Source organism: Vibrio sp. A1-b2 (assembly GCF_021726015.1).
GTDB classification, from domain to species: domain Bacteria; phylum Pseudomonadota; class Gammaproteobacteria; order Enterobacterales; family Vibrionaceae; genus Vibrio; species Vibrio diazotrophicus.
Window position 1 is genome coordinate 36194 of sequence record NZ_JAKKCI010000012.1, and the last position, 25905, is coordinate 62098.

Consider the following 25905-nt stretch of genomic DNA (forward strand, 5'->3'; position numbering starts at 1 on the left):
TGGGATCTTAAGCTGCAAATTGTTCAGTCAAACAAAATCCAGTCCTTACTAGATTAGACTAAATTTTCGGTCTCAAAAATTTGCGTGGTCACCAGTTGGTCACAATTGTGACCATCCGTGCCCTACAAAATATGAGTCAGCAAAATTTATGTGAATAAAACAGAATAAATATTTGAGTAAAAGAAGAGAAATAACAGAGAATGTACAAGTATACTTTACAGGCTTCAGAAACAATAAAACCCGCTAATGTGCGGGTTTTATTGAGAAATTTGGTGGGTCCGGGCGAACTCGAATCGCCGACCTCCGCCATGTCAAGGCGATACTCTAACCAACTGAGCTACGGACCCAAATTTACATATATATTCAATTTTTATGGTGGGTCTAGGCAGACTCGAACTGCCGACCCCTACCATGTCAAGGTAGTACTCTAACCAACTGAGCTATAGACCCAAATTCTGTGTTCTATTGTTCTTAATGATTTAAGAATGGTGCGTCCGAGTGGACTCGAACCACCGACCCCCGCCATGTCAAGGCGATACTCTAACCAACTGAGCTACGGACGCACTGCTTTAGAACGAAAGCGATATTAGCGACTGAACCTGAGGCATGCAAGTGCAATTTCTATGTTTTTGAACTAATTGGCTCTTCTATAGACAGTTTGGTGTTTTTTTATCCGTGCTTATAAAGTCTCTCTTAATACGCGCTAAATAGCTTCTTATTAATAAGACGCTCGTAAACCACTTCTCTTTAATTTTGTGACACCGACCCAAAATACTGATTGATTGATTACTCTAAAAACGTAATATTGAATTTACCCAAAAATAACCAATAACAACCGATATCAAAGTAGTGAATGGACGTTCATATTTTCGATAACTCACACACTCTACGAGCTTCCGTCTTAACGGGAGTCAGTCTTTTCATGTCTGTTATTGCACTTTGTTTTGCGGTTTTTCACTTCCATGTGACTGGTAAATATTTTCACTCAGGGTTAGATCTCATTTTGGGGGGATACTCTTTTTATGCTTATCAATTAGCTAAGAAAAACAAGCATAAAAAGCATCACATTCAAATCTTCGTCTACTTATTTACCTTCGTGGCATCTACCTCTATTTATACCCAGCCGATTGAACATGGTACTTATGTATGGACAATGCTGTTCCCTATTTTCTTTTATTCTCTATTGGGGATAAAACAAGGCCGCGCTTTCTGTTTTGCTGTGCTTCTTATTCACCTAACCAGCATTTACCACAACGTAGACTCGAACCAAGTTTTGCAAGCTCTTCCGACTTTTACCAACCTTATTGCATGTTACGTGTGCATATGGATCATTGCTCACATCTACGAGTTCAACCGAAGAAACATTGAAAATTCACTTACTTATCTAGCATCTCGAGACTCATTAACCGGAGCTCACAACCGCTTATCCCTGACTTCGACATTTAAGCACTTTGAAACTCATAAAGACGATGAAACAACACTTTGTCTGCTTTTTATTGATTTGGACTATTTCAAGAAAGTGAATGACCAATATGGCCATGATGCTGGTGACAAAGTATTGATGGAAACCACCCGCCTGCTTTGCCAAGTGGTCGGTGACGATAATCTTTATCGGATTGGCGGCGAGGAGTTTTGCGTTACTCTTTTTGATCATCCTATTGAACTAGCAGAGCAAGTTGGAGAGCGAGTCCGCTCAATGATGAGCCAACACTTGTTCGCTTTTGGTGATAAAAGAATACACATTACACTCAGTGTGGGCATCTGCGAATATAGTGACGGAGACAAACTCAGTGATCTCTTGAAGCTCGCAGATCTTCAGCTCTATAAAGCAAAAGAAAACGGACGTAATCAAGTCCGTTTGAGTCGCGCTTCAAAAGATCTCACAGAAGATACCAGCACCTGTTAACCATTAAATCAACTTAGTTTAGGCGCTCTATATTTGGGTCGTCATCAAAGTTGTCCTGCTCAAACACCACGTTGTAGTTTTCTGTGTATGTGCAGTGTGGCTGACGGCTGCAAGTAAAGAATCGACGCCCTTTGAAATCACCTTGGCTAGCGGTTTTTATCACCATAGGACTACCACAGCGTTTACAGAATCGTACTTCTTTATCTGATTCAATAAGGTCGATATGTGCAGCGAGCAAACGTCTCAGTTTACTTACTTGGTAACTCAGTTTCACATTAGTGCCAATCAGTGGGATGTTGGCGGATTTGCATACGTGAATAAGCAACTTTTCACGTTCAACTTTGCCTTTTTTCAGTTCCTTTCCGTCATCAAGTTCAATGATCACTCTTGGCTCTAATGTACGAGCATCACAAACAACAAAGTCAAAATAACTTTTCGCAATTCGGTTGTAGGCGATAAACCACTCTTTCTTATTATTGGTTTTTGTAGGGGTAACAAGATTCGCCATACTCACTTTTGCTAGCACTACACCATGATCACCTACTGCCGTCTTCAGAGCGTTATAAAAAGCACTTTCTGTCATATTCAGGGCTGCACCCTTTGACTTGTATGCAAAGTCTTTTGTTTCGTCACTACGAGTAACTGTTTTCTGAATGATATAGAAAAACAAAACCAAAATGGCAACAACAATAAAAATGTTGGTCATGATAAAAAGCCGACTCCTAAGCTAAACGACGCTAACACGTTAATTCATAACCGAAGTTATGTAGAAAAACCAGCACTGATGGTTACTTTTGAGAGATGTTGATACCGCTATGTTACACCCGTTGTTCATCGCTTGAGGTTTGTACTTGCAAAATAAAGACTACTGATATTTTTCGACGATGGACTGATAACGAGTGATGCCTTCGGAATCCACCGTATTTTTGATGTTGTCGAGATTCTTTTGTAGCTCTTTAATCACCGCTTTATCGACGCCTTTGTTGAAGGCGTAATAGATTTCACTTTGCTCAAGCGTGTATACGCTCTCGAAGCTGTCCACTCCATAACCCGCTTTTTCAATCAGCCAACCTGCCGAGCGTTCATCGTACACCATCAAGTCTATTCGATTCTTATAAAGCAGTTCGATCAAGCGGCTAATATGCGTGGCCTCTTGCATGGATTCTCTCGGAACACCCAGTGAAAACAACATCTGTTCACCAACATCGTCCCTCATCACTCCTATACGATACTTCGCCATATCTATTGGAGAGTTAATAACTATGTTGCTTCCTTTACGCGCCATGACTGTGACCTTGGCGACATCAATTGGCCCAACCCATTGAAAGAGTTCTTCTCTGTGCGATGTTTTCGTCGTGGAAAACAGTCCGCTATTTTTTTGAATCAGGGCAGATCGATATGAACGTGACCATGGCAGCAATATTATGTGGTTTTCGGGGATCTCGACTCCTGAAGCTGAAGTCATTTCGTGCAGTAAATCGACAGAAATACCTTTAATTACCCCGTTTTCACGAAAATTAAATGGGGGATAGTCTTCAGTGTAATAAACCAAAGACTCAAGAGGATGGGCTTCGACTACCGCGACATTCGCTGCCAGCATTAGACACAAAGACATCAAAAAGTTTCGAAACATTTGACTCTCCCTCAAAGCAAATTTCGCCTATTGGTTTCTTATACTTTAGATGGTTATGACGAGAATGCAGTGCATTTGCGGATTATCGCACTAGCTTTTTATAACTACGTTCTGGTCTTCCGACCGTTCCGTACTTAAGATCTGCCAGTAATTCACCTGTGCTAATCAAGTACTCAAGATATCTTCGGGCGGTCGTTCGGCTTGCGCCAATTTTCTCTCCGGCTTCATCTGCCGTTAAGCTGACTGGTGTTTGAAATAAGTAACGAATTTTATCCAAAGTGACCGAATCTATCCCTTTAGGAAGCCGGTAGAGTTTAGGTTCGTCACCAAGATTGGCCGTCATCATTTTATCGACAAGATTCTGGTCTAAGTCAGCCATGCGTCCTAGCTCTGCCTGTCTCAAACGGTATTTATTCAAAGCGGCTTCTAAACGCGGGAAGATCACTGGCTTCAACAGATAATCCACCACACCTCCCCTCATAGCTTGTTGCAGTGTTTCGACTTCTCTCGCCGCAGTAATCAAGATAACGTCGCAACTGTCGTTCTTCCCTCTCATACGCTGAATAAGGTCTAATCCTGTGCCGTCCGGTAAGTAGACATCCAAAAGAACCAGATTCGGCTTAAGGACATCAAGCTGCATCTCTGCTTCCGATTGGCTAGTGGCGATTCCCACCACTTCAAAGCCTTCGATTTTATCTAAGTACTTATTATGAAGCTGAGCAATGGCTACATCGTCTTCTACGATCAAAACCCGAGTATTCATTGTTGTTCCTTTGGTAGATAAACCGTTATACGTGTACCGAATGGGGTATTCGCTACCATTTCCAAATGTCCTAAATAACGATCGGTAAGCTGCTTAACTAAATACAATCCAACGCCCCTGTTATGCTTAGCTTTGCTTGAAACACCTTTCTGTAGCAATTGTTCTTGGCTTAGCCCTTTTGGCAGACCACAGCCTTGGTCTTCCACTTCCAAAATCACTTCATGCCCATAATCACTGATAGACACTTGAATGGTACGACGCTCTGGCGAGATGTATGTCCCTGTTCGGATAGATGAAAGACAGGCATCAAAAGCGTTATCAATCAAATTACCCAGAATGGTGACAATGTCTTCTGCTTTGATTTTCTCCGGCAAGTTTTCTAGCTTCGAACCTTGTTCAACAAACAGTTCAAGTCCAAGCTCGCGAGCTCTTTCGGTTTTGCCTAAAAGCAATCCGGCAATCAATGGGTCTTTCACTGTCTCGCGAAGAAACTCTATCAAGTTTTGATACAGCGCTGTTTCCTGGCCTATCAGCTGTTGCACCGCTTCAAGTTCACCCATCTGAACCAATCCGCTTATCGTATTCAGTTTATTTCGGTGTTCGTGAGTCTGGGATCTGAGCATCTCTGCGTACTCTTTGGTTTGTGATAACTGCTCAGTAAGATCGTTAATTTCATCCCTCAGACGGAAACTCGATACGGCGCCGACCACTTCACCGTCGACGATGATTGCGCTGCGGTTTGCAATCAGCCTTTGGTTATTCAAAAACAGCTCAATATCTTTATCTGTTTCGCCAGTTTCCAGTACGGTATACAAATCACTATCGGGCAGAGAATCGGTTAATAATCGATTCAGCGCTTTCTCTTTGTCTAAACCTAAAATTTCACAGGCACTTTTGTTGATTGACCTTAAATACCCTTTTGAATCAATACTTAAAATACCTTCTTTTATGGTACTCATGGTCACATCAAGTTCGACGTAAAGACGCCCGATTTCTTCTGGCTCAAAGCCCAGAATTGCTCTTTGAAATCGACGAGATGCATAACTGGAAACGACTACGTTCGCGGCAACGACAAGCAGTGCCATGCCAGTCAGATAGATAAGAAACGGTTCAATTCGATTTTGTAGACGCTCAATCAGATAACCGACAGAGACTACACCGATAATTTGGTCATTCGCATCGCGTATTGCAGACTTTCCTCGAACCGATTTACCAAGAGAACCTTTGGCATAGGAAACGTAGGACTCACCTGAAATCAGCGCTCGATAGTTGTCGCCACCAACCATAGGTTTACCAATGCGCTCATCCAGCGGATGAACCAGCCGGATACCCTGTTTATCACCAATAGAGATAAACGCGGCGCCAATCAATTGGGTCAGATCTCGAAACTGCTCTTGTTGCTCAGCGGTAGCCTCACCTCTCTGCAGCATATTAATCACACTCGGTGACTGCGCTAAAAATGAAGCGACCCCGAGTGCTTTCAGCCCTACCTCTTCCTCTTGGCTATGTTTCACATAGGCGAAACCCGCTGCCACCAAAAGTAACAGCTCTATCAAGCCTGATAAGGTCATAATAATGAGCAGGCGTTTACGAAAGCTGATGCTGTTCCAAGTCATGTGTTACCTCCGGGCTGAAAGTAACACTTAATTAACATCAGCGCTAAATAGGTATCGAATAGTGTGAACAACTTATCGCAATAAAATACCCTCGAAAATAACCAAAATTTTGCCCCTGAAAATTCGAATGATAACTACTTCTAAAGAGCTAGTAACAAAGTTTTATTACATCGCCTAAATTTGGCAGGAATCACAGAGTGCGTGGGTGCTTTACTTCGACAGAGTCAAAAGTTGAGCTGTATAATTAATAAGCAATCAGGAGCATTCTGGCTAGCGAAATTCTATGTGAATCGTTTATCGGAAAATGAGTTTTTTAGGAAGTAAAACTCAACAATTTGATGGGGCATTTTTATGAAACGGGACGACTTAGGGATTTGTCTTTCCAAAGACATGTTATCGAGACAACTGTGTTCTACGTTCACCCACGTAAGAGCGTATGATCCGAAAGATACCTGCTCAGATGAAATGTTAGTACTTCTCTCTTTTCCTCAGATGTCAGGAAGAGAATTGCTGAGCACGATGCAAAGCAGCAAAAAGTTGGTTTGGAGAGCGGATTATTTTTGCCCTGCGGATCATCACTTCTAACAAATACGGTTTGTTTTGTCACAGACAGCGATTTGCTGATAAGCAACGATACGTTTACAACACCGTGCTTTTTACAAGACTATTCTTTTTAAAAGAGTATGCTTTCTAAAACCCGTTGACTTAACACATAAATAATTAGAGCATATGCTCTAATTATTTTTTATTGCTGAGCTGAACATGAAGACAAAAACTATCGCTCTTTTTGTATGCTCTCTGCTTGGTATTCAAACTGCTTATTCTGCGCCAATTTCGTTTCAACAAGCTTGGGAACTGCTGAAACAGAACAACAATTCCCTCGCAGCAGAACGTGCCAATGTAGAGCGTTACGAACATCTTAAAAATTCTAAAGGTAACCTCAACTTACCTTCCATTAGCGTGGGAGCGAACTTCACTCGCTTAGATAACGACGTGACGCTCTCCGGCCAGCAAATTATGGAGAGTACAGGTCAAACCCTCCCTCTCCCTGCTGCACTACTAAGTTCCATTGGTTCAATAACTTCAACGGTTACTGAAAGAGATATCTTCAGCTCTTCTATTCGAGCTGTCTGGCCTATTTTTACTGGCGGCAGAATTTCAGCAGCCCAAGATGCCGCGATTGGAAAGAAAGAGGAAGCTCAAAGTCAGCTTGCGATGGAAACTCAAGCTCGCTACGAAGACTTAGCGAAATACTATTACAGCGTGGTTTTGGCTCAGCAAGTTTTAGAAACACGCTCTTCCGTTGAAGCTGGATTAACCAAACACAGAGATAACGCTTTAAAACTAGAGCAACAAGGGCAAATTGCCCACGTTGAGCGACTTCAGGCGGAAGCTTCATTAGATAAAGCGGCGGTTGAACGTAAGAAAGCACAGAAAGACCTCGATATTGCTCAAAATGCCTTAACGGAAATTCTAGGACAAACCACCCTCGTAGAACCCGATGGTGAGTTGTTTGTAAACCAAAGTCTTCCTTCAATGAGTGCCTTTGTCGAACAGACACTCAATACTTATCCGGGCCTTGATTTGCTCGACGCCAAAGAAAAACAAGCCAGCAGCTTAATCAATGCGGAGAAAGGCAAATATTACCCAGAGGTTTACCTATACGGCGACTACAGTCTCTATGAAGATGATTCATTAGCAAGTCAGATGAAGCCAGATTGGTTAGTTGGTATTGGTGTCAGCGTCCCTTTGCTTGAAAATACAGGGCGTAGTGATCAGATTAAGGCAGCGCATAGTGCTGTTTCACAAGTCAAATACTTGAAGGCACAAGCAAGGCAAGATCTGCAAGTCTTAGTGAAGAAAACCTATCTCGAAGCAGAGCAAGCACTTGAAGAAGTGACAGGGCTAAACTCCAGCCTCAATCTTGCTCAAGAAAACCTTAAACTGCGTCAGAAAGCATTCACCCAAGGCTTATCTACCTCTCTTGATGTGGTAGATGCCGAACTGTATTTAGCGAGCGTTAAAACTCAGCAATACGTTGCCAGCTTTAATTACCTTATTTCACTCAATAAATTGCTCGCACTGACCAGTGAAATGGACACATTTGATAACTACAAAAACTCAGCAATTCCTCTGACAAGCACTGAAACTCAAACACTTGTGAATGAAAAGGATCCATCATGAAGGCTGTAAAAACGACACTAGTTGCTGTATCCACCCTAGCTTTGGTTTCATGGATCGGTTATGGCTTTTATCAAGCTTATCAGCCAAAGCCTATTCATTTGCAGGGTCAGATAGAATCACAGCAATACAGCATTTCCTCAAAAGTACCGGGGCGTATAGACCAAGTGTATGTTCGCAAAGGTGATATGGTCGAAAAAGGACAGCTGATATTCACTATTCACAGCCCAGAAATTGAAGCCAAGCTTGATCAAGCTATTGCTGGAAAAAAAGCCGCTGGAGCCTTGGCTCAGGAAGCGGAAAACGGTGCTCGTGAACAACAGATTCAAGCAGCAAAAGATCAATGGTTAAAAGCGCGCGCCGCTTCTCAATTAGCTGAGAAGACTTATTTACGCGTCAATAACCTATATAAAGATGGCGTCGTTGCTGAGCAGAAAAGAGATGAAGCTTTAACGCAATGGCAAGCAGCGAAATACACTGAAAGCTCAGCACAGCAGATGTACAACATGGCTCAAGAAGGCGCTCGTGAAGAAACCAAACAAGCCGCAGCAGAAAAAGTTCGTATGGCTGAAGGAGCGGTTGCTGAAGTGGAAGCATACGCCGCAGACACTGAAATTTCGAGCTGGTTTGACGGAGAAGTTGCACAAGTATTAATGCAAAGTGGCGAACTCGCCCCACAAGGCTTCCCTGTTGTGACAGTAGTCGATACGCAAGATTCTTGGGCGGTTCTCAATGTTCGAGAAGACCTGCTCAGCCATTTTGCTAAGGATTCTCAGTTCAATGCTTTTGTTCCAGCACTGAATAAAACGCTGGCGTTTAAAGTCACTCATATTGCGGTAATGGGCGACTTCGCAACATGGCGCTCTACCGATGCAACACAAGGTTTCGACTTGCGCACTTTTGAAGTTGAGGCTCGCCCCGTTGAACCGGTCGAAGGTTTACGCATGGGCATGAGCGTGGTGGTTGAACTGTAAATGGATCACGCTGTGGCTTCACCTTCTTTAGCGACACAATGGCAGATATTAAGGAGAGATCGTTGGTTGCTCTCCTGTCTGACATGGGTTCCGATCGTATTGGTTGTCATAATCTGGTGGATATTCTCCCAAGCCATTGTCCGCGACTTACCTATTGGCGTCGTAGATCTATCCAATAGTCGCCTTTCACGACAGCTTAGCCGCGAACTGGATGCAACCTCTACCCTTTCGGTGATTCGTAGTTACGCCAATGTGGCAGAAGCGACAGAGGATCTAAAGAGCACTGACATTTACGCTTATGTGGTCATTCCGAACCAGTTCGATAAGGCTATTTATCGTGGAGAACAACCACAGGTTACCACCTTCTATAACAGCCAAATGATTCTGGTTGGAAGGCTAATCAATTCTGCCGTCGTGCAAGCGCAATCCACATTTAATGCGCAGGTTGAAGTGGTAAAAACGCTCGCCAAGGGTCAGCAAACCACGCTGGGTGCAATGAGTCACGTGTTACCGATACGTACTCAAATCACACCACTATTTAATAAAAACACAAACTACGCGCAGTTTTTGGTTTCGGCGGTTGTTCCCGCCATTTGGCAAATTGCCATAGTGGTGACCACCATTATGATATTGGCCGCCAATCACCGAACTCACGGTTTAAGCATTTGGGCGCAACACAATACGCTCTCTCGTTTAATAGCAACACTCGCGCCCTATTCACTGGTCTTCGCCCTGCAAGGTGCCGGTTTTCTTAGCTGGTTTTATCACGGGCTAGATTGGCCTATGCACGGTTCCATGTCGACCATGGTTATTGCTCAGTGCATTACGATTGTGGCCTGTATGATTATGGGCTCGTTCTTTTTCTTTATTACACTAGACCCAGCACGAGCGATGAGCTTCGCCGCGGCATATACCGCACCAAGCTTCGCTTTTATGGGAATAACATTCCCAACAACGGATATGGGCACTTTGGCTCAGATATGGCGCAGCTTGCTACCTGTCAGTCATTATATTGATGTACAGGTAAGCCAAGTCAGCTATGGACTCGATGCTTATTCTGCTCTTGCATCTTTGTGGCCTATGCTTGGCTACCTTCTACCACTTGGATTAACCCTCCTGTTGATAAAAAAACACCTGCGAGCTGAAGAAAAAGTGAGGAGTGACCATGAGCTGGTTTAACTTACTAAAAGCTGAAATTAAAGCACTGTTTACCAACCCGGTGGTGGTATTAACCGTGTTTGGTGGCGTATTTTTCTATTCGTTTCTTTACCCGCTTCCCTACAGTCAGCAAACGCCAAGAGAACAAACACTTACCGTAGTAAATTTGGATAAGAGTCAAGCCAGCTATCAACTCGAACGCATGGTTGATGCAACGCCACAGGTCAAAGTCGTTCAACGAAATGCGACCATTGAAGAAGCAAAGCAGACGTTTCTAGATAAGCAAGTGAGCGGAATTTTGGTCATTCCGGAACATTTCTACAAAGACTTAATGCTAGGAAAAAGCACCACTCTTGCTTATGCGGGTGATGCTTCCTACTTTTTGGTTTACGGCACATTGGTTGAAGGTCTGGCTCAGGCAGGCGGAACATTAGCAGCCAAAACCAAAGTCGCTCGTCTTGTCGTAGACGGAGAGCCACTTTCACTTGCCGCTAAACACTACTCGCCGACCGGACAAAACCTGAAACCCACGTTTAATGCACGTATGGGATATGTAGACTATGTAGTACCAGCCGTGTTTGTTCTTATTTTGCAGCAAACGATGCTGATTGCTTCAGGCATGATGGTTGGCACGCAGAAACACGGTATTGGTTATTGGAGCCACATATCCAGTTTCAAACTCATCGCTTTAAGAAGTGTTGTGCTCATCCCGATTTACTACCTGCTGAGTATGTATTATTTCGGCGCAAGTTTTAGCCTGCATGGTGTCAACACACTGGCACACGCATCCGAACTGCTGACGCTGTTACTGCCATTTTTACTTTCTTCGTGTTTTATCGGCATCTGGCTTGGTTCTATTACTCCAAGACGGGAGCTGGTAACTTTGGTGGTTTTGCTTAGCTCAATGCCTTTGATTTTTTCAGCAGGCTTTATATGGCCTGTCGAGGCGATTCCACAGCCAATTGTATGGGCATCGAAACTGTTTCCAAGTACTCCGGCAATACAAGGCTTCTTAGCTCTCAATCAAATGAGTGCTGAATGGCGTCAAATAGCATCTCAATGGACTTTGCTGTGGGGACAAGTGATAGTTTGGTTCATGCTGGCTTGGTGGCAGCTTAGCAAAGCGCAACGCAACTGCACCAGAATAGAAAAGTAGAAGAAACGGCTAGCAAACAAGTTATTCTTGCCAGTCTTTTCGCATCCGCTTGATGACTTCATCATCGACACCGTGGATATTCCCGTAAAGCTCTCGACACACAATGATATTCAGCTTAGCTTTATGTTTTCTGGCTAACTTCTTATAGACGGTCATCTCCCACTGCTTAACAAAGGTGTTTGATACCACCACGCTCTTGCCCTGTTGAAGCCAGTAATCCGTCTGTTGCTGGCACCATTGGTGTGCATCCCCAATTTCCTCAGCACGGTATTGATACTCTCCCTGCTCATCCACAAAGTACATATCCGCTTCTAAATGAACGGCTGGTAATGTTTTTGCCAGCGTTGATTTACCTGAACCCGGTAAACCTCGGATAAGAGTGAGAGTCAGCATGATGAACCCGTTAATAAGATATAAAATTATGAAATAACCGCGTAGGGCGTGAATATTAACTTAATTTGAGGTTGTCTGCATTTTGCTATCGACATCTGCAAATAGTTAGGCTATAAGTCTAGATGTTTAGACGTCCAAAATGTTAGCTAAGGGAGAAAGCTGTGCCAATTAGGATCCCCGATCAACTACCTGCAAGTGATGTGTTACGTAAAGAGAACATCTTCGTGATGCCAGAATCTCGTGCGTCAACGCAGGAAATCCGCCCACTTAAAATTTTGATCTTGAATCTAATGCCGAAAAAGATTGAGACCGAGACTCAGTTTTTACGTCTACTCTCCAATTCCCCTCTGCAATTGGATATCGAACTGTTACGCATTGATGATCGCCCAAGCAAAAACACACCGGAAGAACACCTTAATGCTTTCTATCGTCAGTTTGACAAAATTAAGGATCGTAACTTTGATGGTCTGATCATCACCGGAGCCCCTCTGGGCTTAGTTCAGTTTGAAGACGTGGCGTACTGGGATCATTTGCAAACGATTATGACATGGGCAAAAAGCCATGTTACTTCAACACTTTATGTGTGTTGGGCTGCACAAGCAGGCTTGAAGCTACTGTATAACTTGCCAAAGAGAACACGTAAGGAAAAACTCTCCGGAGTTTACCATCACGACATCCATCAGCCATTCCACCCAATCTTGCGTGGTTTTGATGATACCTTTTTGGCTCCTCATTCTCGTTATGCAGATTTTGAAGCCGACTTTTTAGATCAACATACCGACTTAGATATACTCGCGACTTCTGACGTTGCGGGCGTGTACTTAGCATCAACGAAAGACAAGCGTAACGTGTTCGTTACCGGTCACCCGGAGTACGATGCTAATACACTGCACAATGAGTATGTTCGCGATCTGGGTGAAGGTATGGAACCAATGATTCCTGTGAACTACTACCCGAATGACAATCCGGATAATCAACCGAGAGCAAGTTGGCGAAGTCATGGGCACCTGTTGTTCGCGAATTGGCTTAACTATTGTGTATACCAACAAACACCGTTTGATCTGGAACACTTTAGCGAAGACAAGTTCACAAAAGACGACTAGTCGAAGAGCAAAGTTGTATTTCAGCACACACTTCTAAGCCCGCTATCACTAGCGGGCTTTTTTATTCACTCCATTGAATATGCAGAACCTGTCGCATAAATTTTCACCACAACTTCGATAATTAATTGATTTCATTATCATACCTTCAAAATTCAAGGAGTAAGTTAATGAAATCAATACTCAGTATTTTACTATCATCTCTCCTCTTGGGCTGCATGATGGTTGAACAGCAAGACAGTCTCCAACAAAACAACGACCCGATTGAAAAAGCGGAATCGAGAATCACATTAGGCTTGGGCTATTTAGAAAATGGCAACATGCCCAAAGCACGAGAAAACCTTGAGAAGGCGTTAGATCACGCGCCGGAATACTACAGAGCCATGCTTGCGATCGCTCATTATTACGATGTCGTCGGCGAAAAAGATAAAGCACTTGAAGCTTACGAAGACGCATTGAGTGAACATGACGACAATGGCCAAGTGCTCAACAATTATGGTGCTTTCCTGTGCAAGATAGGCGACTACCGACAAGCCGATAAATATTTCAATCAAGCCGTAAAACAACCCAACTATTACTTAGTGGCGGAAAGCTACGAAAATGCCGGTTTGTGTGCAGCGAAGTATGGCAACTTGAGCAAAGCAAAAAAGTACTTTAGCCGCGCCATAGATCATGATCCACAGCGATTTCGCTCAATCTTACAATTGTCGAAGCTAGAAATAGATTCAGGAGAGTTTTCTCAGGCGCGAGTGAGGCTTTTGCAGTTTCATCAAAACCATGGTTATCAAAAAGCATCACTGCACTTGTTGGCAAATTTAGAACGACGAGCCGGAAACAAAAGGTTGGAACAGAAATATTTATCGCTACTCAAACAACTGTAGGCTCATTGTCATTTAGCGTTTTTCGGGCGGCCATTATTGCCGCCTTTTCTATCGCGATAATGCACTCGGCGTAGGCGTCGTACTTGTTTCGCCCGTTGTATTTTCTGGTATTCGCGATAAACGATACGGATAAACAAAACCAGTCCGACAAGCAACAATAGTGAAAATACACTCAAGAATGGTTTGCATAACCAATCCGGTTGGCAAGGTTGAAAGAACACAAAGTCCATACTTACCTCCTTCTCTATAGAGTTATTCCACTACTGTTATATTAGCAACTGTCTTTAAACCACAGCTTGCGCCGCTCAACATTTTGAAAAGTCCATGCAATAAAACGACTTATCTTTTGTCCTTGCTGCATCTCTACTACTTTTATCGACTCAGCGCCAACTTTCTGAAGTTGTTTTTTCATCCAACGAACATTATCACTTTTTGATATCAGCGTTGTGAACCACAAAACCTGCTGACCAAACCTCTGACTTTCAAACGCCATGTTCTTAATAAATGCCGCTTCACCGCCGGGACACCAAAGCTCAGCTTTTTGTCCACCAAAATTGAGAGTCGGCTTTTCCTCTTGCTTTGAAAGCATCGGCTGACTTGTTAAACCTTTCTTCTTTTTGTTCGCTTGAAGGTTGTTCAGCTTTCGCTGAGTCCCTTGTTCCGCTTCAGAAAGAGATGCATGAAACGGCGGATTGCAGGTCGTCACATCGTATTTTTCATTTGACTGAATAATACCTGTAAATATCGATTTGCTGTCAGTTTGCAAGCGACACTCTATTCGGCCTCTCAGATTGTCATTGTGCTGAGCGATATTATTGGCTTGATTCACAGACACGGGGTCAACATCGCTACCTACATAGTTCCAACCGTATTCCGTGACACCAATGATCGGATAAATGCAGTTCGCACCGACTCCTATATCAAGTGCGCGAATACTGTTTTGTTTGAGCGACGAGTTCTCTGATTGCAGCAAATCTGCTACACGGTGGATGTAGTCTGCACGTCCCGGAATCGGCGGACACAAATAACCCTGCGGAATACCCCAGAACGTGACACCGTAATGTAATGCAAGCAACGCTTTGTTCAGTAGCTTAACGGCTGTTGGATCTGAGAAGGAAATACTCCAATCACCTTTAGGGTTTTTAATCAGGTGGGGCTTTAATTCAGGTAACACTTTGCATAACGCCATAAAGTCGTAGTTACCCTTGTGGCGATTTCTGTTGTGTAACCCCTCTTTGCCCTTAGTCACTGGGGTTGATTTAACGGTTGGTTTTGCCGCTCCGCTAGATTTCGGTTGTGCTAGTGGTTTGGACTTTGAAGCCTTAGATGCAGAATACGGTTTCTTACTGCTCACTTTTTTTTCGTTAGCAGCGTTCTCTTTCACTGTATTTTTACTGCGTGTTTTCCCTCGGGTCTTCCCAGTAGGAGCTTGACTGTTCATCCGTTACCTCGGCTTAACTCTAAGACCATCATGTAAATGCGTGCATCCAGTTCATACTGGTGATAATTCGGTTCCATATGACAGCAAAGTTGATAGAAGGATTTGTTGTGATCTTTTTCTCGCAGATGTGCAAGCTCGTGAACAACCAACATTCTTAATAAAGGCTCAGGCGCGTTTTTAAACATACTGGCAATACGTATTTCACTTTTAGATTTGATCTTATTGCCATGGACTTTTGATACGTAAGTGTGAAGGCCCAGAGCATTGTTGATTAGGTGTATTTTGCTGTCGTATACCACCTTGCTCAGCGGCGCAGTTTTCTTCATATACTGGTTCTTAATCGCCATCGTATATTCAAACAGTGCTTTCTCACTTTGAATTGAATGACGTTCAGGGTAACGCTGCTCGAACCAAGGAATGAGCTTATCGTTATCAACCAACTTTTGGACTGACTCGACAATGTGAGCAGGATAGCCTTGAATGTATCTGAGTACTGAATTCATACGTATTTTTGAAAGCCTTAAAATGAAGCCGCACAGTGTAGCGGAAAGTCGATAATGATTCACGTATTAGGCTTTGGCAAATGCAGAGGTAGGTTTGTATCAAGTCTGAATGAATGAAACTGGAACATGGAAAATCTAGACACCCGATGATTTTCCATGTTTTTAAAAAGGTATGAGCTAGGTCTAACTGAGCAACGCAACCACAGTATGGCGACGCACATTCGCTTGTGCATTTAATGCTTCAAACGCTGAAGAAAAATCTTCCGAAGCTCTATTAAAATGTGTGAGCTTCTGTGAAATCTGCTGACTGGTAGGCACATTCAGTTGACTCTTCATTGTCTGCATTTGTGTATCGATATCGACTTGATATTGGTTAGCTTGTTCTAAGCTAGCGTGTGTTTGCTGAAGATGTTTATTAACTTTAATGATGCTCTGCTTAATACCGTCACGCGAGCTTAAATCGAAACGAAGCTCAGCAACGCCATCTGGTTCTGATTTTAAATTGAGCATGTTAGCCTGACCAGCCGGAAAACGATGGCCTTGGCCTGTAACTGCGACTTTATGGTCCATTTGTTTGTAAGCTTGCTCACTCGCTTCAAATAGTACGGTACCGTCTTCACTAATGCTGGCTCTCATCCCCAAAGGTATAAGACTTCTATCCAACATTTTAACGGTTCTAACTCCATCTTTCGCTGAATCAAACTGGATCATTACCGAGCTACCATGAGGGAAATCCAAACGTATTTGTTCAGCTTTACCTTGTAAGCGATTCACATTGAGACCAGGAATTGAAAATCGGCGGACATCTGTTCCATTGAGTTTTAAGTTCAACTCATTATCAATAACACGATGACCATCGAAACGAGACTCTTGTAACACGGTATCAATTTGAAATTTTGAACGCGTTAAGTTCTCTTTAATATTTGGAACGTTATCTACGCCCTGATTCATTGCCTGAGTTAATTGACGCTTAATGCTACCTAACTCTTTCCCGACTAGCTGCAAGGACTTAGCCGCTATTTGTACAGCAGTCGCTTGTTGTTGCCCCTGAGTAAGCAATATTCCCGACACAGAATAAGTCGAGGTATTACCTCTGTCCGGATAATAAGTAGCGGGGTTCGACGCAATACGTTTTACATCGCCAGCATTTAGTGACGGTGTAACCGTCGTTCTTTCCTGCCCAGTTAGTCGAATACCATGCGCACGAACTTCACTTGTGCTTAAAGCCATCTAAATACTACCTAAATACGGTCAAATAGTGATAAGCCGTCTATTTTGACATAGCTGGCTTGTGTAGCCTGTAAAGCAGCCATGAAACTGTTTAAACGCACAGAGGCTTCACTGTAATCTAAAGCAGATAACTCATCGTTCACTTTTTCGACAAAGAGTTTGTTGTCGGTATGCGAACTGTTCATTAAATCCAAATTGTTATGACGTCCGCCCATTTCCGTGATTGCTGACAGAACGTTATTTGCGGTTATATCAAGATCATTAATTGTGTTGCTGACTTCATTTTGGAAATTTGCAGTAGGAGCCTGAAACTCGGCGATTAATCCGTCTATGGATTTTAAAATATTATTGCCACCGCCCAGATCCAAAACATCTAGCGCTGTAATGTTCGTTTCCATCGTAACGCCTTTTGCGACAGTCACGACTCGTTTATCACTGTTACCCAAAATATTGTAATTCGCATCTAAAGACGGGGTATCTGTTGCCGTTCCCGAGAATAAATGAACCCCTTCTTCATCTTGAGCGTTAAATGCCGAAGTAATCGAATCTCGTAGATTGTTTAACTCGGTAATAATCCCGGCACGGTCGTCTGTTGTCATCGTGCCATTCGCTCCCCAGAGAATTCGGTCACGCATGTTCTGCAAGCTATCCGTCACGGAATCTAAATACACTTCCTGGCTGGAAAGTATCGTTTTTACATTGGCAATATTGTTTTGGTATTGGGTAATAGCGCTGTCTTCACGCTCGAGGTTCAATAACTTGATTGATGCCATAGGATCGTCGGACAGCTTCGTCATCCTTTCACCTGTCGACATTTGCTGCATGACCTTTCCTAACCCTGCATTGTTTGTCTGCAAGCTTTGCAGCATCATCTGGCTAAACTGTGTGTCACTGATTCTCATGATGTCCCTCTAAAATAACTGCAGCACTGAATCAAACAGCTGGTTGGCGGTACTGATAACTTTCATATTGGCATTGTGCGCATTAGCAAAATTCATTAGGTTTGCTGCTTCTTCGTCACTGTTGACTGCACTAATATTATCTCTGGCGGTAATTGCCTGGCTGTTCATGCTGCTTTTAGCCTGATAGTCCGATTCGGCCTGTCGTGCTTTTATTGCGACATTACCCACCATTCCTGTAAATGCATCATTCAGTGAGACATTCCCAAAGCCATTAATCGAAAATGTCTGGTTACTTATCTCTATTATGGAAATCAAGTTGTCGCTGTTCCCTGGATTTCCATCACCAGATAAACCCAGTTCATTCGGAGTAATGTCCGTAATAGTTAGACTTGCAGCAGCGTTCGCTGCGTCATAACTAAATAACGCTTTTCCCGCGATTCCGTTAAGATCTAAGCCCATTGCCAGTTCCGTGTTGAACGCATCAGCCATGGAAACAGCCATCTCATCAAGCGCCGTCATGTACGGTTTGAGAATGTTAGTTTGGTAGTTTGATATTGCGCCAAGGTTACTGCCGACATCACCGGGTATTGAAAAGCTTTGTTTATCAAAATCGACTTGTAACGTTGCTATATAAGCATCATTTACATCAGGTATTGCTTTAAGAACACCCGCCTCACTGCCCATGATCAGAGGTTGACCAGACGTCAGTGTTACTTGAATGCTCCCGTTAGCCTGATCAGTGGTTTTTACTTCCACCAATTTTGATAGCTCCCCAACCAACGTATCACGTGTGTCTAGTAGTTGCGCTGCATTTGCGCCAACGCCTTTACTCTCAACTATCTGCTTATTTATATCAGCAATATTACTCATAAGACTATTCGCTTCTGCAACTGCAGCAGTGCGCTGATCGCTTAAGTTTTTATGTTGGGTATAAAGGGACTCATTCAGAGTGTTAAAACGGCGGGATAGCGCTTCAGCTTCATTAATAATTTGCTGACGTAATGGCATAGATTCCGGTTTCGAAGTCGCATCATGAAGTGCAGCAAATAAGTTATCCAAACCCGCTGACAAACTAAATCCTTCAGAATCTAATGTGTTTTCTAGGTAGCTTAAACTCTCTGTATACCGTGATGCATAAGATTCTGCACTGCTGGTCGTCCACGTCTGCTTAACAATAAACTGATCTGTTACTCGGCGAATACTCGTCACCTCTACGCCCGTCCCTGCACTAAGTCTGTCATACTGAGAACCGCCAACGGTTGCCATTAGTGCTTGTTGGCGACTATAACCAGGAGTATTTACGTTCGCGACGTTCTGAGCTGTAACATCTAGTGCTACGCGGTTTGCATTGAGTCCGCTTAATGCGATATTAACCAGGTTCATATTCGTTAACGCTCCAATTTACGAATCAAAGACTGACTAAATGCATTAGTCGCTGTTAATTCATTTCTTTCTTGGAAGTTAGATGCGACCGTTTGTGAAGAATGATTAACTGGTGTGACGACATTTTTTGCCAATTTTGGCTCATCGTGTCCTACACGTTGAGAAGCTAAAGAAAAGTTCACAATGTTTGAAGCCGAGCTCTCATTCGAACCCAATTGTTCAACTAACATATCTGCAATTCCCGAGCTCTGTTTTTTCGCCATTTCAATAGCCATCTGGCCATCATACATATCGCGAAACACACCCTGTTGCTTGCTAGAAAACGGGCTGTCTTCATCAGCCATAACATCACTACTGCTACGCATTTGACGTAATACTAATTGCAGGAACATTGCCTCAAATTGTTTCGCGACAGTTTCTAATGCGCCTTTTTCGTCGGAAGCATGTTTAATGTTCGTCAGTGTTGTGTTGTCATGATAAAGAACTGAACCCATCTGTGTTCTATCGTTAGAAAGATCTATTTTCATTGTGCTTTCCCTATATAACGACTAACTCGGCGTTTAATGCCCCAGCCTCATGTAAGGCTTGCAATATCGACATCAGATCAGTGGGTGTCGCTCCGAGGCTGTTTACCGCACTAACGATGGTGTTTAGTTCGGTGCCCACAGGCCAGATCATCATATTCGCTCTCATTTCATCGATATTAATATCCGACTGCTGGACAACTTCCGTTTGCCCTGAATCTGCAAACGCATTTGGCTGACTCACCAGTTGAGATTCGTTAATACTGACCGTTAAGTTGCCGTGACTGACAGCAGCCTCTCCCACTTTCACATTCTTACCTATTACGACGGTTCCAGTGCGAGAGTTAAAGACGATTCGTGCAGGTTTACGACCTTCGGTAACACTGAGTTCTTCTAACATAGACATCATAGTCACTCGTTGTTGGGTATCCTTAGGGGCTCGCATTTCGACCTTGCCCTTATTGATTGCCGTCGCAACCTTAGGTCCAAACGTGTTATTAATTTCACGGACAATATTTTTTGCGGTCGTAAAGCTAGGTTCACGTAGATTTAAGGTGATTTTGTCTTGTTCATTAAAGTCTGTGGGTATTTCTCGTTCGAGTGTTGCACCGTTAGGCACTCTGCCAGTGGTTGCTGTATTGATGGTAATTTTTGAACCACTTCGACCTTCAGCAGACACACCGCCAACCACAACATTACCTTGCGCTACGGCATACACTTCGCCGTTAACACCGCGCAATGGTGTCATTAATAACGTCCCGCCTCTGAGGCTTTTGGCATCGCCGATGGATGCAACAACAATATCCAGTTTCTGACCCGGTCCAGCCATTGGATTGACTGTCGCCGTCACACTCACTGAAGCCACATTACGCAACTTTGGGTTGGTCGATTCATCGAGTTGTACACCAAACTGACGCAGCATGTTTGTAATAGACTGAGCGGTAAACTTCACTTGGTTACGGTCACCATTACCATCTAAGCCGACAACCATTCCGTAACCAACTAATTGGTTTTCACGTATTCCCTGAACATCTACTAAGTCCATTAATGCAATTTGAGTTTCAGCTCGCGCGGTAGGGAACGAACCCAAAAACAGTACCAGTAATACTGTTGTGAAAAATATATTGTGTTGTTTCATTAAAACGGCATCCATGGACTATTAAAGAACTGCGTCAACCAACCGGACGCGTTACTGTCAGCCAGTGCGCCACGGCCTGAATAGGTAATTCTTGCATCACCAATGCGTTGAGAAGAGACTTGATTACTACGTGTAATATCTTCGACACGGACGATTCCGGTCAGACGAATAAACTCATCCCCCTGATTCAATCGAAGCCATTTTTCTCCGCGGATTCTTAATACTCCATTAGGAAGAACCTCACCGACGGTGACCGTTATTGCTCCTTCAAGTTTATTACCTTGAGAACTAGACGCTGTGCCATCAAATTTTCGCTCACCATCTACAGACGCACTAAATTGATCGTATGTGCTGTTCCCTATTGTGGGGACACCGAGTCCAACACTCGACGTTTTTCCATATTTAGTATCTGCACTTTTGCTGGATTCTGTTTCTTCCGACAAAAGTACGGTCAAAACATCGCCGACACGATATGCACGGCGGTCTTGAAAGAGAGTCATTGAGTAGTTGTGGCGATAAAGGCTGCCTGAGTGAGGTGTAGGTAAAGAGTAATCCAAAGCCGGTGGCCCATATTTTTCATCATCGGGTGACGGCGGAATAAATTCATCCCGCCCTGCGCAACCCGATAATATTAAAACGCCCAATAACCCGACCGTGTTTAGCTTTGTCATTACTCTATGTTTCATTAACTATGCTTCCTTACACAGACTGTGACACATACTTCAGCATGTCATCAGCCGCAGATACGACTTTGGCATTCATCTCGTACGCTCGTTGTGTGGTGATCATGTCTACCATTTCTTCTACAACCTGAACGTTAGAACCTTCGAGCACACCTTGTTTAATGCTGCCTACACCATCTTCACCAGCAACAAGTTCCTCAGCCTGACCACTAGCATCCGTTTCACGGAAGAGGTTTCCACCTAATGCTTCTAAGCCTGCCGGGTTAATGAATCTTGCCAGCGTGATTTGCCCTAACGTCTGTGGCGTAGAATCCGTTGCACTTGTTGTAGTGACTGTGCCGTCAACACCAATGGACAAAGATGTCGCATCATCTGGGATCTGTATTTGTGGTTGCAAAGGCAATCCCTGACTGTTCACCATCAAACCTTCAGAGTTCACATGGAACTGACCATTTCTGCTGTACATGATTTGGCCGTCAGAATTTTCGATCTGGAAAAAACCCTGCCCCATGACAGCGAGGTCCATTTCCTGACCTGTGTTCTGAGTATTACCCTGAGTGAATACTTTTTGCGTACCCACTACGCGTACGCCGCTACCTAACTGAACACCCGTTGGAAGCTGGTTTACCTGATCAACCTGAGCGCCGGGCTGACGTTGAATGCTGTAAAACAAGTCTTCAAAAACAACACGATCACGTTTGAATCCAACCGTGTTCACGTTCGCGAGATTGTTTGAAATAGCGGTCATCTTAGTATCTTGAGCCGCCATGCCAGTTTTACTGACCCATAGTGCTGAATGCATTAGAGATTCTCCTTACAACGCCGACATTTATCGCGCGCTTACTAATTTATTTCCGGCTTGAGCCAATGTTTCTGCGGTTTTCATCATGCGCACTTGCATTTCAAAATTACGAGTTAAAGACATAACACTCAGTAACTCGTCAATTGCCGAAACATTACTTCCTTCAATATGTTCAGGATTAAGTTGTATCGTTGCATCTGCCGCTAACACTGTGCCATCAGTGGTATGCAATAAACTGTCACTTTCCTTTTGCAGCTGGCCATCCGCCGGGTTCACCAGTTTGAGTGTCCCAACGTTGATTTCAGCACCGCCTCCAGGTGGTGTGACAGAAATAACTCCACGCTCACTAACTTCCACTTTTTCATATTCAGGCAGGACAATTGGCGCGCCACCATCATCTAATACTGCAAACCCGTTAATGCTCAAGGCACCATTGGTATCGACAGCCATATTGCCCGCTCGTGTATAAGCTTCGCCGCCATCTGGAGATTCAACGGTTAAATAACCATCTCCCATGATGGCAACATCAAGTGACCGTCCAGTTCTAACGATGTCGCCACTGTCAAAACGCGTAGAAGCTGAGTTGGTTACAACCATGGTTCGTCCGTCATACCCTGAACCTTTTAGCGGCACACTGCTGACGCGTTCCATATCCGCACGAAAACCCGAAGTATCTGCGTTTGATAAGTTATTTGAACGAACGTGCTGAGCTTTAAGTACTCGGCTGGCTCCAGAAGTCGCGGTGTATAGCAAACTATCCATTTATGATCCTGTTGAACTTCATTAACTAGATTGCGTTGAATAACGCCTGAGTAAGCTTATCTTCTGTTGAGATGGTCTTTGCGTTTGCCTGATAGTTACGCTGAGCCGTCATCAGACTGACCAATTCTCCAGTCAAATCGACATTTGAGCCTTCCAGAGCACCTGCAGATAAATCACCTAAAGTACCCGTACCCGGTACGCCAATAATCGGAGCACCTGAACTGAAACTTTGCGTCCAAGCGGTACCACTCACTTTTGCTAAGCCTTGCGGGTTCGCAAAGTTGGCTAACACAACTTGTCCCTGTAATTGAGATTCACCATTTGTGTATGTGGCATACACCATGCCGTTGTCTTCAATACGTACACCACTGAGTTCACCTGAGGTATAACCGTTAGGGTTATTGGTACTGACACTGAACTCCGCACCAAACTGCGTACTACCCGTCATACTGATGTCAATACTCATCGCGTTAGCACCCGCGGCAGGGAAAGCAACGTTATAAGTACCAGTAGGTGATAATAATGTTCCGTCAGTATTAAAAGTCACTGCTTGTGTTGTTACTGGTGTAGCGCTGCCATCCACTTGAACATTCACTTCCCAGGTATTATCTGCAGTTTTGGTGAAGTACTGTGTAACCGTATGGCTGTTGCCGAGAGAATCATAAACTTTGGAAGTGTATGAAGAGTTAAATGAGTTAGGATCGGTAACATCAAACGGATATACCGCTTGATCAATTACGCCTGCACTGGCGTTGAAATTGGAAACAAATTCAAGTGAATCAGTCGACTTCGCCGCCAATGAAGATGTGCGAATTTTAATATCACCAACAGAGCCGCTCATAAGTGTGTTATTGGCATCTACGCTGTAACCCTGTAGCGCAGCACCCGTATTGCTAACAACATTGTTGTTCTTATCGGTTCCGAAGACACCAGAACGCGTGTATTGAATCTGGCCCGCAGAATCTTGTGTAACAAAGAAACCACCGCCGTTAATCGCCAAATCCATTGCTCGGCCAGTGTTTGTTACAGATCCATTTGTATCAAAATCCTGTGAGGTGGCTGCAACCTCTACGCCACCTGGCTGTAGACCATTATAAACAGCTGCAAATTCAGTCCTCGCCCCCTTAAATCCATACGTTGACGCATTGGCAATGTTATGGCTGATTGTGTTTAGTTCAGTATTGGTTGCATCCAAGCCACTAAGAGCAATATTAAAACTCATAAATAACCTCAGTTTCCTTATAAGGCGTTAAGCGCCAAATTGAGTAATTTGATAAAAAGGTACGCTACCTACACCGGCGACATTGACCATTGCAGAGCCGCCTGAAGCGGGGATACGAATTTGTTCCACTTCACCAGCCAGCAACACATTCGGTGTTGGCAGGCCATCTTGCACTTGCACGGTAACGTTATATTTACCGGCGGTTAGTCCTAACGCTTCAGGGTCTATTGAAAATTCAACTTCACCAGCAGGATGAGCACCCAATGGCACTTTCACTGTTTCTCCATACTGGTCTGTAACGATTAAGTTAACTTGGCTAGAAGCGTAATTGAGCTCGACTTTTCCTTTCTGTGGATTTTCATCAAGCTCAAACTCATTACCTGAAATATAAACGGTCTGCCCTACTAACCCTGCGGTAGATAGAACCTGCATGTTATCCAGCAAGACGGTGTTGTTCTGCAGTACGCTGGACATGTTTTCCATACTTTGAACTTGAGAGAACTGGGCTAACTGACCAACATATTCAGTACCATCCATTGGGTTTAGCGGATCCTGATTTTGAATCTGAGCAACCATCAAACTGATGAACTCATTTTCAAGTGACGTAGCGCTGTTAGCATCCAGAAAGTTACTACTCACGCTTGGATTTGTCATTGTTGCACTACCTGTAGTGTCACCAGAAAGTGCTGTATAGCTTGCAATTGTCATTAGCTACCCTGCCCTAGTTTCAACAGCCCTTGCTGCATACTTTTTACGTTGGTGAGTACTTCAACATTGGTTTCAAAACTGCGTGTTGCTGACATCATGTCAGCCATTTCTGCCACAACATCGATGTCTGGGTAGTAGACATAACCGTCTATATCCGCCAATGGACTATTAGGCTCAAAACGTTTTTCTGCTTGTCCCTGCGCTTGAACGACATCAACAATGCGAACTTCTGCACTCGGGTAATCATTGTGGCTGGCGGTGAGTTGAGTCTTGTTATAGACAGTCGCAAAGACTGGCTTCAAAGCTTTATAGGCATCATTCGGGTTTGCAGATACGGCGTCCGCATTCGCCAAGTTACTGGCAACTGTATTCAAGCGAACAGTCTGTGCATTCATTGCCGAACCTGCTATCGAATAAATATCAGTAAATGACATGATTAGCGTCCTTCAATTGCTTTAGCTAAGCCCTGAAATTTCATATTGAGAAACGTCAGGCTTGTTTGAAAATCCATATTGTTCTGAGCAAACTTGCCTTGTTCCACACCCAGTTCGACGGTATTACCATTTTTACTATTCTGATAAGGAATCGAATATTGGCTCTCAACACGAAGAGAGGGGATCGAAGGATCAACGCCCAACTTACTGACAGAATCCATGACGGTGGTAAAACTCAAGTCCTTTGCCAAATATCCCGGAGTGTCAACATTCGCTAGGTTACCCGCGAGAACTTTGGTACGCTGAACGCGAAAGTTAAGCGCATCGGGATGTACGCCTAACGCGGTTTCAAATGAAATAGCCATGCTATTGTCCTTGCTGATTGCCTTACACTTCAGATACATATAACAAG

Annotated in this window: 28 protein-coding genes and 3 tRNA genes; 8 read left to right on the forward strand and 23 right to left on the reverse strand. The window is 43.8% G+C overall.

Annotation, left to right across the window (positions count from 1 at the left end; all coding sequences use genetic code 11):
* Positions 1–270: 270 nt before the first annotated feature.
* From L3V23_RS18750 to L3V23_RS18760, 3 genes are all read right to left on the reverse strand, one after another.
* Positions 271–347, reverse strand: a tRNA-Val gene (locus L3V23_RS18750).
* Positions 348–373: 26 nt separating this feature from the next.
* Positions 374–450 (reverse strand) — tRNA-Val (locus L3V23_RS18755).
* 36 nt (positions 451–486) lie between these two features.
* Positions 487–563 (reverse strand) — tRNA-Val (locus L3V23_RS18760).
* 290 nt (positions 564–853) lie between these two features.
* On the opposite strand from L3V23_RS18760, the gene L3V23_RS18765 reads away from it, so the two are divergent.
* On the forward strand, positions 854–1906 hold the full coding sequence (locus tag L3V23_RS18765) for a GGDEF domain-containing protein (RefSeq protein WP_102967037.1): 1053 nt from the start codon (positions 854–856) through the stop codon (positions 1904–1906).
* Between the two features lie 13 nt (positions 1907–1919).
* Here L3V23_RS18765 and L3V23_RS18770 read toward each other — a convergent pair whose 3' ends face one another.
* From L3V23_RS18770 to L3V23_RS18785, 4 genes are all read right to left on the reverse strand, one after another.
* The gene (locus tag L3V23_RS18770; protein ID WP_102967036.1) at positions 1920–2612 is read right to left on the reverse strand and encodes a DUF2726 domain-containing protein; all 693 of its coding nucleotides are present in this window, start codon (positions 2610–2612) and stop codon (positions 1920–1922) included.
* Between the two features lie 159 nt (positions 2613–2771).
* Positions 2772–3539, reverse strand: a complete 768-nt coding sequence (locus L3V23_RS18775) for a transporter substrate-binding domain-containing protein (RefSeq protein WP_102967035.1) — start codon at positions 3537–3539, stop codon at positions 2772–2774.
* A gap of 82 nt (positions 3540–3621) precedes the next feature.
* Positions 3622–4302 (reverse strand): response regulator, encoded by a 681-nt coding sequence (locus L3V23_RS18780; protein ID WP_102942338.1) that lies wholly within the window; start codon positions 4300–4302, stop codon positions 3622–3624.
* Positions 4299–5918, reverse strand: coding sequence for a sensor histidine kinase (locus tag L3V23_RS18785; RefSeq protein WP_102942339.1), 1620 nt, complete (start codon positions 5916–5918; stop codon positions 4299–4301). The genes L3V23_RS18780 and L3V23_RS18785 overlap by 4 nt, the downstream gene beginning before the upstream one ends.
* Before the next feature lie 351 nt (positions 5919–6269).
* Between L3V23_RS18785 and L3V23_RS18790 the strand changes: the two genes are divergently transcribed.
* The 5 genes from L3V23_RS18790 (at position 6270) to L3V23_RS18810 (ending at position 11387) form a co-directional block, all read left to right on the forward strand.
* Positions 6270–6503: a hypothetical protein gene (locus L3V23_RS18790; RefSeq protein WP_081878761.1), complete on the forward strand. Its 234-nt coding sequence runs from the start codon at positions 6270–6272 to the stop codon at positions 6501–6503.
* Positions 6504–6680: 177 nt separating this feature from the next.
* The gene (locus L3V23_RS18795) at positions 6681–8102 is read left to right on the forward strand and encodes a TolC family protein (RefSeq protein WP_102967033.1); all 1422 of its coding nucleotides are present in this window, start codon (positions 6681–6683) and stop codon (positions 8100–8102) included.
* The gene (locus tag L3V23_RS18800; RefSeq protein ID WP_042488690.1) at positions 8099–9073 is read left to right on the forward strand and encodes a biotin/lipoyl-binding protein; all 975 of its coding nucleotides are present in this window, start codon (positions 8099–8101) and stop codon (positions 9071–9073) included. The genes L3V23_RS18795 and L3V23_RS18800 overlap by 4 nt, the downstream gene beginning before the upstream one ends.
* Positions 9074–10252, forward strand: a complete 1179-nt coding sequence (locus L3V23_RS18805) for an ABC transporter permease (protein WP_102967032.1) — start codon at positions 9074–9076, stop codon at positions 10250–10252.
* Entirely contained in the window at positions 10239–11387 is a 1149-nt protein-coding gene (locus tag L3V23_RS18810; protein ID WP_102967031.1) for an ABC transporter permease, read from the forward strand. The genes L3V23_RS18805 and L3V23_RS18810 overlap by 14 nt, the downstream gene beginning before the upstream one ends.
* Before the next feature lie 21 nt (positions 11388–11408).
* On the opposite strand, the gene L3V23_RS18815 is transcribed toward L3V23_RS18810, so the two are convergent.
* Positions 11409–11783 carry an ATP-binding protein gene (locus L3V23_RS18815; protein WP_180980359.1) on the reverse strand — a complete coding sequence of 125 codons (375 nt, stop codon included), beginning with the start codon at positions 11781–11783 and terminating at the stop codon, positions 11409–11411.
* A gap of 158 nt (positions 11784–11941) precedes the next feature.
* Here L3V23_RS18815 and metA point away from each other — a divergent pair, with 158 nt between their 5' ends.
* Positions 11942–12883: a homoserine O-succinyltransferase gene (gene metA, locus L3V23_RS18820; protein ID WP_042488702.1), complete on the forward strand. Its 942-nt coding sequence runs from the start codon at positions 11942–11944 to the stop codon at positions 12881–12883.
* Positions 12884–13050: 167 nt separating this feature from the next.
* On the forward strand, positions 13051–13761 hold the full coding sequence (gene pilW, locus L3V23_RS18825; RefSeq protein ID WP_102967029.1) for a type IV pilus biogenesis/stability protein PilW: 711 nt from the start codon (positions 13051–13053) through the stop codon (positions 13759–13761).
* Between the two features lie 8 nt (positions 13762–13769).
* Here the strand turns inward: pilW and L3V23_RS18830 are convergent, their stop codons facing one another.
* From L3V23_RS18830 to flgB, 15 genes are all read right to left on the reverse strand, one after another.
* Positions 13770–13991, reverse strand: a complete 222-nt coding sequence (locus tag L3V23_RS18830) for a hypothetical protein (protein ID WP_042488708.1) — start codon at positions 13989–13991, stop codon at positions 13770–13772.
* Between the two features lie 41 nt (positions 13992–14032).
* Positions 14033–15202 (reverse strand): 23S rRNA (adenine(1618)-N(6))-methyltransferase RlmF, encoded by a 1170-nt coding sequence (gene rlmF, locus L3V23_RS18835; RefSeq protein WP_102967028.1) that lies wholly within the window; start codon positions 15200–15202, stop codon positions 14033–14035.
* Positions 15199–15705, reverse strand: coding sequence for a M48 family metallopeptidase (locus L3V23_RS18840; RefSeq protein ID WP_180980358.1), 507 nt, complete (start codon positions 15703–15705; stop codon positions 15199–15201). Before L3V23_RS18840 ends, rlmF begins: the two co-directional genes overlap by 4 nt.
* Positions 15706–15888: 183 nt before the next feature.
* Positions 15889–16935, reverse strand: coding sequence for a flagellin (locus L3V23_RS18845; protein WP_102967027.1), 1047 nt, complete (start codon positions 16933–16935; stop codon positions 15889–15891).
* Between the two features lie 11 nt (positions 16936–16946).
* Complete coding sequence (flgL, locus tag L3V23_RS18850) at positions 16947–17837, reverse strand: flagellar hook-associated protein FlgL (protein ID WP_042488717.1); 891 nt, start codon at positions 17835–17837, stop codon at positions 16947–16949.
* A 9-nt stretch (positions 17838–17846) separates the two neighbouring features.
* Positions 17847–19220, reverse strand: a complete 1374-nt coding sequence (flgK, locus tag L3V23_RS18855; protein WP_042488718.1) for a flagellar hook-associated protein FlgK — start codon at positions 19218–19220, stop codon at positions 17847–17849.
* A gap of 5 nt (positions 19221–19225) precedes the next feature.
* Complete coding sequence (locus L3V23_RS18860; RefSeq protein WP_102964033.1) at positions 19226–19747, reverse strand: rod-binding protein; 522 nt, start codon at positions 19745–19747, stop codon at positions 19226–19228.
* A gap of 10 nt (positions 19748–19757) precedes the next feature.
* Positions 19758–20882: a flagellar basal body P-ring protein FlgI gene (locus tag L3V23_RS18865; RefSeq protein WP_180980357.1), complete on the reverse strand. Its 1125-nt coding sequence runs from the start codon at positions 20880–20882 to the stop codon at positions 19758–19760.
* A complete protein-coding gene (flgH, locus tag L3V23_RS18870; RefSeq protein WP_102967055.1) occupies positions 20882–21553 on the reverse strand; it encodes a flagellar basal body L-ring protein FlgH in 672 nt (223 codons plus the stop codon). Before flgH ends, L3V23_RS18865 begins: the two co-directional genes overlap by 1 nt.
* A 28-nt stretch (positions 21554–21581) precedes the next feature.
* Positions 21582–22367: a flagellar basal-body rod protein FlgG gene (gene flgG / locus L3V23_RS18875; RefSeq protein ID WP_102967025.1), complete on the reverse strand. Its 786-nt coding sequence runs from the start codon at positions 22365–22367 to the stop codon at positions 21582–21584.
* Positions 22368–22394: 27 nt separating this feature from the next.
* Positions 22395–23129 carry a flagellar basal-body rod protein FlgF gene (gene flgF / locus L3V23_RS18880; protein WP_102967024.1) on the reverse strand — a complete coding sequence of 245 codons (735 nt, stop codon included), beginning with the start codon at positions 23127–23129 and terminating at the stop codon, positions 22395–22397.
* Positions 23130–23154: 25 nt separating this feature from the next.
* A complete protein-coding gene (gene flgE, locus L3V23_RS18885) occupies positions 23155–24351 on the reverse strand; it encodes a flagellar hook protein FlgE (RefSeq protein WP_102967023.1) in 1197 nt (398 codons plus the stop codon).
* 27 nt (positions 24352–24378) lie between these two features.
* A complete protein-coding gene (gene flgD / locus L3V23_RS18890; RefSeq protein ID WP_102967022.1) occupies positions 24379–25059 on the reverse strand; it encodes a flagellar hook assembly protein FlgD in 681 nt (226 codons plus the stop codon).
* Positions 25059–25493: a flagellar basal body rod protein FlgC gene (flgC, locus tag L3V23_RS18895; protein ID WP_042488738.1), complete on the reverse strand. Its 435-nt coding sequence runs from the start codon at positions 25491–25493 to the stop codon at positions 25059–25061. Before flgC ends, flgD begins: the two co-directional genes overlap by 1 nt.
* Before the next feature lie 2 nt (positions 25494–25495).
* Positions 25496–25858, reverse strand: a complete 363-nt coding sequence (gene flgB, locus L3V23_RS18900) for a flagellar basal body rod protein FlgB (RefSeq protein ID WP_102964037.1) — start codon at positions 25856–25858, stop codon at positions 25496–25498.
* Positions 25859–25905 lie beyond the last annotated feature (47 nt).